Origin of the sequence: Pelagibacterium luteolum, assembly GCF_900100665.1 — a bacterium.
Classification (GTDB): domain Bacteria; phylum Pseudomonadota; class Alphaproteobacteria; order Rhizobiales; family Devosiaceae; genus Pelagibacterium; species Pelagibacterium luteolum.
The window spans coordinates 287,433-301,563 of the sequence record NZ_FNCS01000003.1 but is presented as its reverse complement, the minus strand read 5'-3'; the positions used below and the strand labels follow the sequence as shown (position 1 = coordinate 301,563).

Annotated in this window: 15 protein-coding genes; 10 read left to right on the top strand and 5 right to left on the bottom strand. The window is 61.5% G+C overall.

The window, feature by feature from the left end; all coding sequences use genetic code 11:
* The first annotated feature begins 14 nt into the window (after window positions 1-14).
* From recN to BLR31_RS07955, 3 genes are read left to right on the top strand one after another with little or no spacing between them, the layout of a single operon-like run.
* Window positions 15-1,688: a DNA repair protein RecN gene (gene recN / locus BLR31_RS07965; protein ID WP_090594452.1), complete on the top strand. Its 1,674-nt coding sequence runs from the start codon at window positions 15-17 to the stop codon at window positions 1,686-1,688.
* Window positions 1,689-1,699: 11 nt separating this feature from the next.
* Complete coding sequence (gene ligA, locus BLR31_RS07960) at window positions 1,700-3,904, top strand: NAD-dependent DNA ligase LigA (RefSeq protein WP_090594449.1); 2,205 nt, start codon at window positions 1,700-1,702, stop codon at window positions 3,902-3,904.
* On the top strand, window positions 3,901-5,154 hold the full coding sequence (locus BLR31_RS07955; RefSeq protein WP_090594446.1) for a hypothetical protein: 1,254 nt from the start codon (window positions 3,901-3,903) through the stop codon (window positions 5,152-5,154). Before ligA ends, BLR31_RS07955 begins: the two co-directional genes overlap by 4 nt.
* 63 nt (window positions 5,155-5,217) lie before the next feature.
* Here the strand turns inward: BLR31_RS07955 and BLR31_RS07950 are convergent, their stop codons facing one another.
* Window positions 5,218-7,047 carry an aminopeptidase P family protein gene (locus BLR31_RS07950; RefSeq protein ID WP_244504979.1) on the bottom strand — a complete coding sequence of 610 codons (1,830 nt, stop codon included), beginning with the start codon at window positions 7,045-7,047 and terminating at the stop codon, window positions 5,218-5,220.
* A gap of 208 nt (window positions 7,048-7,255) precedes the next feature.
* On the opposite strand from BLR31_RS07950, the gene BLR31_RS21650 reads away from it, so the two are divergent.
* Window positions 7,256-7,399, top strand: a complete 144-nt coding sequence (locus BLR31_RS21650; protein ID WP_176762567.1) for a hypothetical protein — start codon at window positions 7,256-7,258, stop codon at window positions 7,397-7,399.
* 75 nt (window positions 7,400-7,474) lie between these two features.
* On the opposite strand, the gene BLR31_RS07940 is transcribed toward BLR31_RS21650, so the two are convergent.
* Window positions 7,475-8,344, bottom strand: a complete 870-nt coding sequence (locus tag BLR31_RS07940) for a 50S ribosomal protein L11 methyltransferase (protein WP_090594441.1) — start codon at window positions 8,342-8,344, stop codon at window positions 7,475-7,477.
* Between the two features lie 131 nt (window positions 8,345-8,475).
* Between BLR31_RS07940 and BLR31_RS07935 the strand changes: the two genes are divergently transcribed.
* Window positions 8,476-8,775 (top strand): putative quinol monooxygenase, encoded by a 300-nt coding sequence (locus tag BLR31_RS07935; RefSeq protein WP_090594861.1) that lies wholly within the window; start codon window positions 8,476-8,478, stop codon window positions 8,773-8,775.
* A 70-nt stretch (window positions 8,776-8,845) separates the two neighbouring features.
* Window positions 8,846-9,691, top strand: a complete 846-nt coding sequence (locus BLR31_RS07930) for an AraC family transcriptional regulator (protein WP_090594858.1) — start codon at window positions 8,846-8,848, stop codon at window positions 9,689-9,691.
* Window positions 9,692-9,697: 6 nt separating this feature from the next.
* Here the strand turns inward: BLR31_RS07930 and BLR31_RS07925 are convergent, their stop codons facing one another.
* Window positions 9,698-10,396, bottom strand: coding sequence for an HAD family hydrolase (locus tag BLR31_RS07925; RefSeq protein WP_090594438.1), 699 nt, complete (start codon window positions 10,394-10,396; stop codon window positions 9,698-9,700).
* 59 nt (window positions 10,397-10,455) lie between these two features.
* Between BLR31_RS07925 and BLR31_RS07920 the strand changes: the two genes are divergently transcribed.
* A complete protein-coding gene (locus BLR31_RS07920) occupies window positions 10,456-10,836 on the top strand; it encodes a toxin-antitoxin system YwqK family antitoxin (protein ID WP_090594436.1) in 381 nt (126 codons plus the stop codon).
* A gap of 7 nt (window positions 10,837-10,843) precedes the next feature.
* Here BLR31_RS07920 and BLR31_RS07915 read toward each other — a convergent pair whose 3' ends face one another.
* Complete coding sequence (locus BLR31_RS07915; RefSeq protein WP_090594432.1) at window positions 10,844-11,167, bottom strand: ArsR/SmtB family transcription factor; 324 nt, start codon at window positions 11,165-11,167, stop codon at window positions 10,844-10,846.
* A 50-nt stretch (window positions 11,168-11,217) separates the two neighbouring features.
* On the opposite strand from BLR31_RS07915, the gene BLR31_RS07910 reads away from it, so the two are divergent.
* Together BLR31_RS07910 and BLR31_RS07905 are read left to right on the top strand one after the other, a co-directional pair.
* Window positions 11,218-11,679, top strand: coding sequence for an SRPBCC family protein (locus BLR31_RS07910; RefSeq protein WP_090594430.1), 462 nt, complete (start codon window positions 11,218-11,220; stop codon window positions 11,677-11,679).
* Window positions 11,680-11,688: 9 nt separating this feature from the next.
* Complete coding sequence (locus tag BLR31_RS07905; RefSeq protein WP_090594427.1) at window positions 11,689-12,138, top strand: SRPBCC family protein; 450 nt, start codon at window positions 11,689-11,691, stop codon at window positions 12,136-12,138.
* Window positions 12,139-12,204: 66 nt separating this feature from the next.
* Here the strand turns inward: BLR31_RS07905 and puuE are convergent, their stop codons facing one another.
* The gene (puuE, locus tag BLR31_RS07900) at window positions 12,205-13,623 is read right to left on the bottom strand and encodes an allantoinase PuuE (protein ID WP_090594425.1); all 1,419 of its coding nucleotides are present in this window, start codon (window positions 13,621-13,623) and stop codon (window positions 12,205-12,207) included.
* A gap of 151 nt (window positions 13,624-13,774) precedes the next feature.
* Between puuE and uraH the strand changes: the two genes are divergently transcribed.
* On the top strand, window positions 13,775-14,131 hold the full coding sequence (gene uraH / locus BLR31_RS07895) for a hydroxyisourate hydrolase (protein WP_090594422.1): 357 nt from the start codon (window positions 13,775-13,777) through the stop codon (window positions 14,129-14,131).

Here is a 14,131-nt window from a genome sequence, read left to right as displayed (position 1 = left end):
GAGCCGCTGGAGCGATGCTGAACACGCTGTCGGTCCGCAACATCGTTTTGATCGATCAACTCGATCTTGCGTTCGAAAACGGGCTGACCGTTCTGACCGGCGAGACCGGGGCGGGCAAATCGATCCTGCTCGACGCGTTGACGCTTGCGCTGGGCGGACGCGGAGACGCGGCTCTGGTGCGCGAGGGGGCCGATAGCGGACAGGTCGTGGCGGTGCTCTCGCTGCCCGAAAGCCATCCCGCGCGCGTGCTGCTGCGCGAGAACGAAATTTCCGACGACGCCGAGATTATCCTGCGCCGCGTTCAGCACGCGGATGGGCGAACGCGCGCGTTTATCAACGACCAGCCGGTTTCGGCCGGGTTGCTCAAATCGGTCGGCGCGCTGCTCGTCGAGGTGCATGGGCAGCATGATGATCGGGCGCTGATCGATGTGGCGACGCATCGCGCGCTGCTCGACGTATTTGGCGGCTATGAACGCGAGCTGGCTGCAGTGAGTGCCGCGCAAATTGCGCTGGTTGCCGCGCAGAAGGCCGTGGACGTTCAGCGGGCGCGGGTGGAAAAAGCGGCGCGGGAAGAGGACTACGCGCGCCATGTCGTCGAAGAGCTTTCGGCCCTGAAGCCCGAAGCCGGCGAGGAGGACGCCTTGTCGGAGCGCCGGCAGTGGCTGATGGGGCTGGAAAAGGCGGCGGGCGAAGTCAACGACGCCGACGAAATTCTCAATGGCACCAACGCGCCGGGGCCTATCCTCGCCATGCTGCTGCGGCGATTGACGCGCAAATCGGACGCCGAGGCGCAGCTTTTCGCGCCTATGGCCGAGGCCGTGGACCAGGCGCTGGTGGCCCTCGATGCAGCCAGCGAATCTCTCGATGCCATCCGGCGCGAGATGGCGTTCGATCCGCGTGAACTCGAGCAGGTCGAAGAGCGGTTGTTTGCGCTCCGGGCGGCTGCGCGCAAGCATCAGGTGGAGTGCGATGCGCTGCCGGGTGTCTTGGCTACCTATGCTGCGGAGATCGAGGCGCTGGAGACCGGGGCGGAGGCGTTGGTTGCGCTGGAGGCGTCGCTCAAAGAGGCCGATGCCGACTATCGCAAGGCCGCGGGCGTCTTGAGCAAAGCGCGCGAGAAGGCAGCGACCGCACTGTCGCGCGCTGTCGAGACCGAGTTGCCCGATCTCAAACTCGGGGCGGCTAAATTCATTGTCGACCGGCAGGTCGACGAGGATCGCGTATCGCCCTATGGATTCGATCAGATCGGGTTCCATGTGCAGACCAACCCGGGCACGGCGCCGGGGCCGATGATGAAAGTGGCGTCGGGGGGCGAATTGAGCCGCTTTCTTCTGGCGCTCAAGGTGGTGCTGGCCGACAAGGGCTCGGTGCCGGTGCTGATCTTCGATGAGATCGATACGGGTGTTGGCGGGGCGGTTGCAGATGCCATCGGCAAGCGGTTGGCGCGGCTGGCCCATTCGGTGCAGGTTTTGACGGTGACCCACGCCCCGCAGGTGGCAGCGCGAGCCGCGACGCATCTGCTGATCGAAAAGCAGGCGATCGATGAGGGTGCGTTCATGCGCACGCATGTGCGTCCGCTCGACACCTCGGCGCGCGGCGAAGAGGTGGCGCGGATGCTGGCCGGCGCGGTGATTACCGATGAGGCGCGAGCGGCGGCGAAGCGGTTGATGAGTGAAGTTGGCGTGTGAGTGAGGTTTCGATGAACAATCCGGAGGCAGAGCGCCTGAGCATCGAGGATGCCAAGGCAGAGCTCGATCGGCTGCATGGGGTCATCGAAAAGGCCGATCGCGCCTATTATCAGGAAGATGCGCCGGAGATTTCCGACGCCGATTACGATACGGCGCGGCGTCGATATCTGGAGATCGAAGCGGCCTATCCCGAATTGCGGCGTGAGGATTCCGTCTCCGAGCGCGTAGGTGCCGCGCCCGCGGAAGGGTTCACCAAGGTGCGGCACACGGTGCCGATGCTCTCGCTGGGCAATGCGTTCGACGATAATGACGTCGCCGATTTCGTGGCGCGGGGGCACAAGTTTTTCGAGCGCGACAAGGATATCGAACTGGCGTTCACCGCAGAGCCCAAGATCGACGGGCTGTCGGCTTCGTTGCGCTACGAAAACGGTGTTTTCATGCGTGGGGCGACGCGCGGAGACGGGACCGAGGGCGAGGACATTACGGAGAATCTAAAGACCATTGCCGACGTGCCGAAGACGCTGATCGGAACGGGGTGGCCTGACGTGCTGGAGGTTCGGGGCGAAGTCTATATGACGCATGCCGATTTTGCAGCGCTCAAGGCGCGGTCCGCGGCGGAAGGCGGGCAGGATTACGTCAATCCGCGCAATACGGCGGCCGGATCGCTGCGGCAGAAGGACCCGTCGGTGACGGCGAAACGGAATTTGCGGTTTTTTGCCTATGGCTGGGGGGAGGTCAGCGCGCCGATCGCGTCGACGCAGTTTGAGGCGGTGCAGCGGCTTGGCGAATGGGGGTTCGTCGTCAACGATCTGATGATCCGGACGACGCGCGTCGAGGAGCTCCTGGAGCATTACCGGGCGATCGAGGCGCAGCGGGCGACGCTGGGGTATGATATCGACGGGGTCGTTTACAAGCTGGACAGGCTCGACCTGCAGCAGCGCTGGGGGTTCGTCTCGCGGGCGCCGCGCTGGGCGATCGCGCATAAGTTTCCCGCCGAGCAGGCGACGACCATCCTCAACGCCATCGATATCCAGGTTGGGCGCACAGGCACTCTGACGCCGGTGGCGCGTTTGCAACCGGTGACCGTGGGTGGCGTGGTCGTGGAAAACGCGACGCTGCACAATGAAGACTATATCGCCGGGCGGGATTCGACGGGGGCGCCCATCAGGGATGGGGTCGATATCCGCGTTGGCGATACGGTGATCGTGCAGCGGGCGGGGGACGTGATCCCGCAGATCGTTGCCGTCATCACCGAAAAGCGGCCCGAGACCGCAGTGCCTTATGTCTTTCCAGACCGATGCCCGCAATGCGGGTCGGAAGCGGTGCGCGAGGTCAATCCCAAGACCGGCAAGGAAGATGCGCGGCGGCGGTGCACCGGCGAGCTGATCTGCCCGGCGCAGACCATCGAAAATCTCAGGCATTTCGTCTCGCGCAACGCCCTCGATATCGACGGGTTCGGGGCCGAGAATGTTGATCTCTTTCACTCCGAGGGGCTTATCAAGACGCCTGCCGATATTTTTACGCTGCATCAAAAGCGCGAGGCCGTGCAGGCGGCGCTCTACAAACGGCGCGAGGCGCAGGCAGAGGAGCGCGCACGCGCCAGCGGCAAGGAAAGAAAGAACGTGCGGGCCGCCGATCAGCGCAATTACGCCGGTCTGGACAAGCTGTTTGCCGCGATCGACGCCCGGCGCGAACCCGAACTCGATCGATTCATTTTCGCGCTCGGCATCCGCCATGTGGGGGAAACGACGGCGGCGATGTTTGCCAAGGCTTTCGGCACCTTCGCGGCGTTCCGCGAGATTGCCGAGAAGGCGGGGCATGGCGACGCCGAGGCGCATGGCGCGTTGATCGGGATCGATGGGATCGGCGATACGGTGGTTCAATCGGTCTCCAGTTTTTTCGCCAATGAACGCAATGAGAGCGCGATCAGTGCGCTTTTGGACGAGGTGCGCCCACGCGAATATGTCGTGACCATAGCCGAAAATAGCGTTGTTGCCGGCAAGACCGTGGTCTTCACCGGGAGCCTCGAGCGGATGTCGCGAACCGAGGCCAAGGCGATGGCGGAGCGGCATGGCGCCAAGGTCGCGGGCTCGGTTTCGGCCAAGACCGATCTCGTGGTTGCGGGGCCGGGCGCAGGCAGCAAGCTCAAGGAAGCGGAAAAGCATGGTGTCGAGGTAATCACCGAAGACGAATGGTTCGAGCGGGTGGGACAATGATCGCGCGTTTTCTGGCTGGGGTCATTGTTGTGCTTGGACTTGTCGCACCGCTTGCGGCACAGGAGACCACGGCGGATCGGCTGCGCGCGCATCTTTACGCGGGTGAACTCGCCGAAGGACTGGCGGCCATGGAGGCGCTTGAGGACGACGAGGCCAGGTTTGGGCTTGGCGTGTTCACGCTGTTTTCCGGGATAGAGGCCATGGCGCAGGCGCTCTGTCGACATGGCTTTAACCCTGAACGCGGGATTGCCGTGGGGCCGTTTTTCGGGATGGCTTCGCCTGATGAACAGGGCCGGGTGCCCGAACCTTTAAGCTATGAGGATCTGCGCGGCTACATATCCGATTTCGTTGCCGCAATGGATGCCGCGCGCCCCTTGCTGCTGGCTGCGTCGGAGGGAGAGTTCGCCGTCGAGATCGACGTGATGGCGATCAGGGTCGATCTCGACGGCGACGGGGTTGCCGGGGAAGCCGAAACGATCGGCGCGTTCCTGGCGCTTGCGGCCCAGACCGGGGAGCGGCTGGACATGGGGTCGGGCATGGCGCCCGATCTCGATATGCCGGTGCATGTCTTTGCGTTCGATGCTGCGGACGCGATCTGGATGGCCGGTTATTCGCAGGTTCTGGCAGCGCAAGGCGATTTTCTGCTCGCCCATGATTTTTCGGCGTTTTTCGACGCCGCGCTGCACCGATTATTTCCCGGTGCGGGGCTGCCGATGGAGAGCCGTCCGAGTACGGGCAGTTTGTTCATGGAGCGCGATTCCGATGCGCTTTTGGCCGATGCCATCGCCATGGTGCATACTGTGAACTGGTCCGTAATCGATCGGGAGCGGCTTATCGGCGTGCGCGAGCGGGCGCTTGAGGTGCTCGATCTCTCGCGCCAGAACTGGACGGCGATCCTTGCGGAAACCGATGATCATCTTGAGTTCATTCCCTCGCCGCGCCAGACCTCGCAGTTTGCGACCCTTGGTGTCAGCAAGGAAACCGTGGACGCATGGCTGACGACGCTCGATGTCGCCGAGGCGATCGTGCGCGGAGAGCTGCTTTTGCCCCATTGGCGGTTCGAGGGCGTGGGATTTGATCTTTCAGCCTGGGTCGAGGGCGCTGAGCGCACCGACTTCGTGCTGCTGTTCACCGGGCTCGACGCTTTGCCCTATCTCAAGGAAGGCGAGATCGCCGATGCGGAGTCGTTTGCGGCGGCAAATGCGGTGTTCGGCGGTTCGATCTGGAATTATGCGCTGTGGTTCAATTGAGGGCAGATGCCCTGCGACTTTGAATGCCGATCCCCGGGGTTAGCCGGGGATCGGTTTGACGGATCAGATCGGGGCGGTGGCCTGGTCGAGCCAGCCGCGGGTCTGGGTGTCGAGGTGTGGTCCAATCTCCCGTGAGACACGGGCGTGATAGGCATTGAGCCAATCGCGTTCCGCAGCGTCGAGGAGTTCTACGGCAATCAGCCGGCGGTCGATGGGGGCGAGCGTCAACGTTTCAAAATCGAGATAGCCGGGAAAGTCTTCGCTCTCCTGGACGACGATCAGGTTTTCTATCCGAATGCCGTACTGGCCCTCAAGGTAGTAGCCCGGCTCATTGGAGAGCACCATGCCCGCTTCGAGCGGCACGGTATAGCTCGGGGCGATGCCGGCCGGTCCTTCATGGACCGATAGAAACGCGCCGACGCCGTGGCCCGTGCCGTGATTATAGGTCTTGCCGATCTGCCAGAGAAACTGGCGGGCCAGAGCATCGATCTGGGATCCCGCCGTGCCGGCTGGAAAGCGTGCGCGAGAGATCGCGATCATGCCCTTGAGGACCCGTGTGAAGCGGTCTTTCTGCTCGTCGGTTGCGGGGCCTGAGGCCATGGTGCGGGTTATGTCGGTGGTGCCCGAGAGGTATTGCCCGCCCGAATCCACCAACATCAATTCACCGGGGTTGAGGCCGCGATTGGACTTTTCCGATACGCGATAGTGGACGATGGCGCCGTTCGGGCCGGAACCGGAGATGGTTTCAAAGCTGATGTCAACGGCGGTCGGTTCGTCGCGGCGAAACGATTCCAGCATCTTGACGATGTCGATTTCGGTCAGGTCGCCATGGGGTGCAGCTTCGTCGAACCATGCGAGAAATTTGGCGACCGCTATGCCGTCAAGCTTTTGGGCTTCACGCATGCCGGCGAGTTCGACGTCGTTTTTCCGCGCTTTGGGCAAAAGGACGGGGTCGCGCTTTTCGATGAGGCGCGCTCCAGCATCCGCAAGGACCGATTTTACGCGGATGGGCGCGGTTTCGGGATCGAACCACACCGATGATTCAGCGGCTGCCAACTGGGCAAGAGCCGCTTCGAATTCGCCCTTGTCCCTGAGTTCGGCGATGCCTTCGAGCGCCTGGCGGTTTTCATCGGTGAGCTTGTTGTCGGCCACGAAAAGGGTCGGCGTCCCTTCGGCGGGGACAATCGCAAAGCCCAGAACGAAGGGATTGTGCGGCACGTCTCGGCCACGGACATTGAATAGCCAGCAGAGCGATTCTGGCAGCGTCAAAACAACGGCGTCGGCGCCGTCCTTGCTCATCGTGGTGCGGAGTTCGGCAAGCTTGGCCTCGGTCGACTTTCCGGTTCGATTGTGACCAAGCACTTCGATGGGACCCTTGGGGGCATCGGGGCGGTCGTCCCAAATGGCATCGACTGGGTTTTCAACCGGGATCAGTTCGATACCGGCATTTTCGAGCGCTTCGCGGATCGGAGCGAGGCGGCCGGGCGTGTGCAGCCATGGATCAAAACCCAGGCGCGCGCCGGCGGGGAGATGTTCAGCGAGCCATGGGCCGGGCTTGACGGTTGTCGTGTCGAGGACCGTAACCAGCGCGGTATCGGTCTGGGCCGGCGCCTGAAGCGTGTAGCGGCTGTCCACGAACAGGGCGGCGATATCGGCCGTAACGGCGGCAAGGCCGGCTGAGCCTGTGAAACCGGTAAGGTAGGCGAGGCGGGCGTCGCTGTCGGGCACATATTCGCCCTGATGCACGTCGGTGCGGGGTATGAGAATGCCGTCGATGCCCATCGCCGCAAGTTGCGTGCGCACCGCGGCAAGGCGCGGAGCGACCTGGGTGGGATCGGATTTTTCCTCGAAGGACTGATATTTGGCGTCTGGAATGGCTTTATAGTCGGGCATGATGTCTTTCCGGGTCATCGCCGCTCGTTGGCCGAAGGACGGTCGTGATCCCTTTGTCTGTTTTTGCGTTTCCGCTTTCGTTAACCGTCCATGCGCGAGGGTCATGGCTGGTTTTCCCTTTGAGGTCTAACCAACATTGACCGATGCGTCTATCTATAGGCTCGAAGGCGAAGTGAACTCGCTGCGCCAGGACTTAAGGAGAGATGCAATGGTTGAAGACAAAAGCTTCTTCCGCAAGGCACTCGATGCCATGATCGAAGCCCGCAGCCGTGAAGCGGCTCGCCAGGTCGATCGCTATTCGCGGATTTACGGGTGCGACTTCGGCGCGTCCAAGAAAGCTGAAACAAAGTAAGGTCGCCTGGGGCTAGTTCCCAGTCGATCCTATCGAACGATGAGCCCCCACGGCCTCCGCCGCAGGGGCTTTTTGTTATGCTTTTTCCAAGACCAGCGTCGTCCAGTCCTTGCGGACGATGCGGTCCTTTAGGACCATGCCCTGGCGATTATAGGCCGCGATGACGCGCTGAGCCTGGGTGTTGAGCAGGCCCGAGAGGATGATCGCGGCGCCTTTTTCGGCGATGCGCCCGATGCCCGGCGAGAGCGTCACCAGCGGCCCGGCCAGAATATTGGCGATGATCAGATCGTATGGCGCATTGCCCTGGATTGTGGTGTGATCGAGCCCGGCCGCATCGACCTCGACGATGAGATGACCGACACCGTTAAGGCGCGCGTTTTCGCGCGTGATGCGCACGGCCAAAGGATCGATGTCCGAGGCAATGACGGGGATCTTGCGTCGTTTGGCTACGGCGATGGCCAGAATGCCCGTGCCGGTGCCAACGTCGATCGGGCGCATGGGGCGCTTGCGTTTGAGGACGCGCTGGATGGCTTCAAGGCATCCGGTGGTTGTCTCGTGATGTCCGGTGCCGAAGGCCTGGGCAGCGTCGATGTGGATCGGGATTACGCCAGCAGGCGGCGGCGTGGATTCATGGCCGCCATAAACATAAAATCCCCCGGCAAGAACAGGCTTTAGCCCTTCAAGCGAGCGGGACACCCAATCGGTGTCCTCGGCGATCGGGTTGATCGCGAAGTTAACATCGCCGCCGAGCACGGTCTGGGCCAGCGCTTCGAATGCCTTGATATCGGGAGGGCTGTCGCAGGTGGCCTCGAAGAACCATTCGCCAGTGTCCTCATTTTCGTGAGCCGATGCCGTGAGCGCCAGATCATCGCGCTCCATGACCGCATCGACCAAGGCGTAGGCCTGATCCTTGGTGAGAGGCGTCGAAATCTGGTCCTGAGGCATGGTAGTCCGATCCTTTGAGGGGCGCGGCGGGTTGTGCAGCGGGGCTGTTGAGAAGTCAACAGAGCCGGGAGATTGCTCTGGACAAGGGGAAGATTTTGTTCTTTATTTGTTCCGGATTGGAGGGCGGTGCTGTGTATGGACTGATCGGGCGGATATTGGCGGTGGAGGGCCGGCGCGAGGAGTTGGTGTCGATCCTGTTGGAGAGTACGGGATCGCTGCCGGGATGCCACAGCTATATCGTGGCGCGCTGTGCGGAGCATTCGGACGGCATCAGGGTGACAGAAATCTGGGATGGGCCGGAGAGCCATAAGGGTTCATTGCAGATCGAAGCGGTAAGGGATGCGATCGCACGGGCGCGGCCGCTGATCGCGGGGTTCGACCACCGGTTCGAAACCGAGCCGGTGGGCGGGATCGGGCTCATGGCGCAATAGCGCAAGACCGATCAAGCCAAACTGCGCTGCGCAGGGCAAGGTTGGGCCGTAAGGACAAGTGGAGAGCCTTTTGGCGCGGTTCGTTGGCAAGGTGCTCTGGTATATCGAGGGCAATTTTCGCAAGGGTGTCGAACTCGATGATATCGCGGCGGCCTGCGGGGTTTCGCGTTTCCATATGTGCCGGGGCTTTGCCGCGGCGACCGGCTTGCCGGTCATGGAGTATCTGCGCGGGCGGCGGTTGACGGAGGCGGCCCGAGAGTTGGCGGCTGGCGCGCCGAGGATTCTCGATGTCGCACTGGACGCTGGATATGGCTCCCATGAAGCCTTCACGCGCGCATTTCGTGAGCGGTTCGGGCAGACGCCTGACGCCGTGCGGGATGGGTGCGCTGTCGACCCAAACCGATTTGTGGAGCCTTTGAGAATGGATAGAGTGGATGAGACAGCGGTTGCGCTGGATGAACCGCGGCGCGAGACCGGCGATGCGATGACGATTATTGGCCTTGCGCGGCGCTATGGCTATCGCGACGTTGGAGGCATTCCGGCGCAATGGACGGCGTTCCAGGCGTTTGAGGGCACGCTCGGGGAGGATAAGGGCGTGTGGTTCGGGCTGTGCGATGCGTTCGACGAGGCCGAGGGAACGTTCCGCTATACCTGCGGGGTTCGCGCGGCCGCGCCGCACGCGGTGCCGCCGGAACTCGAGCAGATCAAAGTGCCGGCCCAGACCTATCTGGTTTTTGCCCACAAGAGCCATATCTCGCAACTGCGGCACACGATGAATGAGATCTGGAGCCGATATCTGCCATCCTCGCCGTTTGAAGCGGATGGGTCAGCGCCGATGTTCGAGCTCTACGATGAAAAGTTCGATCCCCATACCGGGCTGGGTGGTATCGAAATCTGGATTCCGATCAAGGCGTAAGCGCTATCAGAGGCGGTCGATCAGGGGCTTTAGCTCGGCGAGGGAGGCAATTTTGAAAAAGCGTGGTGAGCCATTTTTGGGCTCATCGGCGCGTTCGTAGTCCCAGGTCAGGTCGTGGGGGACGTAGGTGCCCCAGCCGCCCGCCTCAATGGCGGGGATCACGTCGGAGCGCAGCGAGTTGCCGACCATCATGGCGCGCTCCGGGCCGTCACCGTGGCGAGAAAACGCGCGGGCATAGGTCGCTGGCGATTTGTCTGAGACGATCTCGACCGCGTCGAAAAACTCACCGAGGCCGGACTGCGCGAGTTTGCGCTCCTGATCGAAAAGGTCGCCCTTGGTGATGAGGACCAGCGTGTGGTCGGCGGCGAGGGCTTCCAGCGTCTCATGGACGTGGGGCAGCGTCTCGATGGGATGGGAGAGCATTTCGCGACCGGCGTTGACGATGCGCCCGATGATGTCGCCGGGTACCTTGCCATCGGTGACCTCGATGGCGGTCTCGATCATGGACAGCGTGAAGCCCTTTATCCCGAAGCCGTAATGGGCGAGATTGCGCTTTTCGGCATCCAGAAGACGAGCGGCCAAGTGCTCGGGCTCGGCGTAGTCGACAAGGAGTTCGGTGAAATGCCGCTCGGTCAGACGAAAAAAGTGCTCGTTTTGCCAGAGCGTGTCGTCTGCATCAAAGCCGATGGTGCTGAGGGTCTGCATATCCGATGTTTGCCACGGCTGAACGCGATGCGATAGAGAGAATTCGGGAGGAGATTTGGATGCTTGTGGATGTCTCAAAGGCACCGGACGGACCATTCGAGCAGCGGTTCAAGGATGGCACGCTTGCAGCCGAGGGGCGCGTCGTCGATGGCCTGAAAGACGGTCATTGGCGGTTCTATCTCAAGGACGGCACGCTCAAGGCGGAGGGCCATTACGAACGCGACCGCTTCGTGGGGCGTTGGGTCTGGTTTCGCGCCAATGGAGGCAAACTGCAGGAGGGCGGTTTTGTCGACAACGTGCAGGATGGCCCCTGGACGCGCTGGCACGACAACGGTCAGGTGTGGGACACCGGGCACTACAAGATGGGCAAGAAGGCTGGCAGATGGACGGTTTTCGATGCCAGTGGCAGCGTGAAATCGGAAAAAATCCATCCAGAATAACAGGCGGTCAGGCGTCGAGTTCTTTTTCGAGCCGCGACATGAGCCCTGCTGCGTTTCGGGCGTAGTCGCCGATCCAGCGGTCGTGAATATCCTTGATGGGCAGTGCGTTGAGATGGTTCCAGCGCTCGCGACCGTCCTTGCGCGCCACAATGAGCCCAGCTGCTTCGAGAACGCGGATGTGCTGCATCACCGTGCAGCGGTCGATCTCAGGGAAAAGGGCGACGAGCGTGCCCGTGGTTTTCGGTTCATCCTTTAGCGCATCAAGCATCGCGCGGCGGCGCCTGTCGCTCAACGCCTTGAAAATACGGTCCGAATCATCTTGGCTTGACATGTTATATTTTTATAACATAATGGGTAAATCCGCAAGCAGAGGTGAGGACCATGGAGTTCAAATTCACGATATCGGGCCGGATATCAAAGCCGGTGCACGAGGTGTTCGAGGCCGTGGCCGACCCCCAAAAGCTTTCGGGGTATTTCACCACCGGCGGAGCGAAGGGGCGGCTGAAAACCGGGGCAGTGGTCACCTGGGATTTCCATGATTTTCCGGGCGCGTTTCCGGTCAATGTCGTCGAAGTGGTCCCGGACCAAAAGATCGTCCTCACCTGGGGCGCGGCGCCCGAAGGTGATGAGACCGGCAATTACGATACGACGGTGACCATGACCTTCGCGCCGCTTGACGACAATACGCGGACGCTGGTGTCGATCACCGAAGAGGGGTGGAAACAGACCGAGACCGCATTGAAATCATCCTATGGGAATTGCGAGGGCTGGACGTTCATGCTTTCCGCAATGAAGGTTTATGTCGAGCACGGCATCAATCTGCGCGAGGGGTTCTATAAGTAGGAGGCGGACATGCCCAATGTCACGGCGCGAACCGAGCATCGGTTTTCAAACCACAGCGCGGAGCAGGTCCATAAGGCGTGGCTCGACCCTGACATGGTGAGAGCCTGGATGACCCGCAACGTCCAGACAAGAGCGCCGTCGGCGCAGGTGACGCGGATCGAGATCGATCCAAGGGTGGGCGGTCGATACTTTTTCGAGTCGGTCGAGGAGGGCGAGGCGTCACCAGGCTGGGGCAATTATCGGGCCATAGAGCCGGGGCGCGTGCTCGTTTTCACGTGGTTCGTGACGCCCGAGGAGGAAGACGAGGACAATTCCACCGTTACGCTGACGCTTAGCCCCTCCGGGAACGGGTGTGTAGCGACCATGACTCATGAAATGGATGAGGAATGGGCTGATTATATCGAGCCGACCGCCAAGGCGTGGAATGGGATGTTGAAAGCGATCGAGGCGACGATTTAGGTGGTGCGCCGGGATGTCGCTCCGCTCGCCTGACCCCGGCTCCCGCCCTATCCGGATACGCCGGGGTCACTCGGCAAACAATGCATCGATGCGAAGGCGGGCGATGCGCTCGACCTGGGCGCAGGCGGTGGCAAATTCGGTGTCGCGGTCGTTGTCGATCCGGCGTTTGAAGGCGTCGAGAATCGAGGCCTTCGTGTTGTCGCGGACGGCGATGATGAAGGGAAAGCCGAACTTTTCGACATAGCGCGTGTTGAGGTCGGTGAAGGTCTGGCGCTCGGTATCGGTCAGGGCATCGAGCCCGACGGAGGCTTGTTCGGCGGTGGAGTCTGCGGTGAGCCGTTTGGCGGCGGCGAGTTTCCCCGCGAGATCGGGATGGGCGTTCAGAACCCCGAGGCGCTCGTCCGGGCTGGCCATGCGGAACTGGTTGCGCAGCGCGAAATGAATGCCGAGTGGCGTATCATTGGCCGGTGCGAGTTCGGCCTCCCAGGTGCGTTGTGCGATGAAGGGTGAGTGTTCGAAGACGCCGCCGAATGTCGACATGAATGTTTCAGCATCCATCTGCGAAGGCACCAGCCGCGGTGCCTTGTAGGGGTGGGCCTCTGCCCAGTGGTTGGCGATATCGATGCGGCGGGCGATCCAGATTTTTTCGAACCCCTGGATGTAGTCCACGAAGCGCTTGAGGCCCCCGAACCGTCCGGGTTGGCCGACCAGCCGACAGTGAAGCCCTATGCTCATCATTTTCGGCGCGCCTTGCTCTCCCTCGCGATAAAGGCAGTCGAAACTGTCCTTGAGCGCCTGGAAAAACTCCTCGCCATTGGCAAAGCCGGAGGCGGTGACGAAGCGCATGTCATTGTTGGAGAGCGTATAGGGGATAATCAGCTGCGGCCGGGCGTTGTGCATTCGCCAATAGGGTAGGTCATCGTCGTAAGTGTCTGAGATGTAGGCGAAATGTCCGGTTTCGGAAACGAGGTCGACGGTATTGAGCGAACAGCGGCCAGTGTACCAGCCTTGTGGCCGCGAACCTGTCGCGACCGTATGCAGACGGATGGCTTCGGCGATCTGGGCGGCCTCGACCTCTCGCGGCATATCCTTGTGTTCGACCCATTTATAGCCGTGGCTGGCGATCTCCCAATCGGCATCAAGCATGGCCTGAACCTGTTCGGGGGCGCGCATCAGGGCGGTGGCGACACCATAGACGGTGACCGGCAGATTGGCTTGGGTGAACAGGCGATGCAGGCGCCAGAAGCCCGCGCGGGCGCCGTATTCATACATGGATTCGATGTTCCAATGGCGCGCATCCGGCCAAGGCGCGGCGCCAACGACGTCGGCGAGAAAGGCCTCTGAGGCCTGATCGCCGTGCAGGATATTGTTTTCGCCGCCCTCTTCGTAGTTGAGCACGAATTGCACGGCCACATTGGCGCCGCCGGGCCAGTTGGCGTGCGGGGGATTGGCGCCGTAACCGGCGAGATTGCGGGGATAACGCATGGCGGGCTCCGTTCGGACGGCTCTAGAATTGACTGCAAGTTAGACACGAAATTTTCGACCATGTGGTAAAAAATTTTGGGTTCGCCCCCTTTCGCCATGCGTTTTTTGGGTTGATAGTCCTGGGGTTTGCCTCACGATTATTGGACACGCAATGACTGGATTTGGACGGCTGACCACGCATGTGCTCGACACCGCAAACGGGCATCCGGCGCGGGGGATGACCATCGATCTTTATCGGGTCGACGGTGATGAGGCGAAGTTCGAAAAGTCAGTAATAACCAATGATGACGGGCGCTGCGACGCACCATTGCTCGAGGGGGAAGCGCTGGCGCCGGGTGCTTATCGGTTGTGTTTCCACGCTGGTGATTATTTCAGTCGGGTCAGTGGCTTACCCGTAGAGTTTCTGGATGTGATTCCGGTCGATTTTCGCGTCGGGGATGCCACGAGGCATTACCATGTTCCGCTTCTTGCCTCGCCTTTTGGCTATTCCACCTATCGTGGGAGCTGA

Excerpts from the sequence above, each read along its gene's own strand:
- recN (WP_090594452.1), top strand. The coding sequence starts at position 15 with ATGCTGAACACGCTGTCGGTCCGCAACATCGTTTTGATCGATCAACTC.
- ligA (WP_090594449.1), top strand. The coding sequence starts at position 1,700 with ATGAACAATCCGGAGGCAGAGCGCCTGAGCATCGAGGATGCCAAGGCA.
- BLR31_RS07955 (WP_090594446.1), top strand. The coding sequence starts at position 3,901 with ATGATCGCGCGTTTTCTGGCTGGGGTCATTGTTGTGCTTGGACTTGTC.
- BLR31_RS07950 (WP_244504979.1), bottom strand. The coding sequence starts at position 7,047 with ATGCCCGACTATAAAGCCATTCCAGACGCCAAATATCAGTCCTTCGAG.
- BLR31_RS21650 (WP_176762567.1), top strand. The coding sequence starts at position 7,256 with ATGGTTGAAGACAAAAGCTTCTTCCGCAAGGCACTCGATGCCATGATC.
- BLR31_RS07940 (WP_090594441.1), bottom strand. The coding sequence starts at position 8,344 with ATGCCTCAGGACCAGATTTCGACGCCTCTCACCAAGGATCAGGCCTAC.
- BLR31_RS07925 (WP_090594438.1), bottom strand. The coding sequence starts at position 10,396 with ATGCAGACCCTCAGCACCATCGGCTTTGATGCAGACGACACGCTCTGG.
- BLR31_RS07920 (WP_090594436.1), top strand. The coding sequence starts at position 10,456 with ATGCTTGTGGATGTCTCAAAGGCACCGGACGGACCATTCGAGCAGCGG.
- BLR31_RS07915 (WP_090594432.1), bottom strand. The coding sequence starts at position 11,167 with ATGTCAAGCCAAGATGATTCGGACCGTATTTTCAAGGCGTTGAGCGAC.
- BLR31_RS07910 (WP_090594430.1), top strand. The coding sequence starts at position 11,218 with ATGGAGTTCAAATTCACGATATCGGGCCGGATATCAAAGCCGGTGCAC.
- BLR31_RS07905 (WP_090594427.1), top strand. The coding sequence starts at position 11,689 with ATGCCCAATGTCACGGCGCGAACCGAGCATCGGTTTTCAAACCACAGC.
- puuE (WP_090594425.1), bottom strand. The coding sequence starts at position 13,623 with ATGCGTTATCCCCGCAATCTCGCCGGTTACGGCGCCAATCCCCCGCAC.
- uraH (WP_090594422.1), top strand. The coding sequence starts at position 13,775 with ATGACTGGATTTGGACGGCTGACCACGCATGTGCTCGACACCGCAAAC.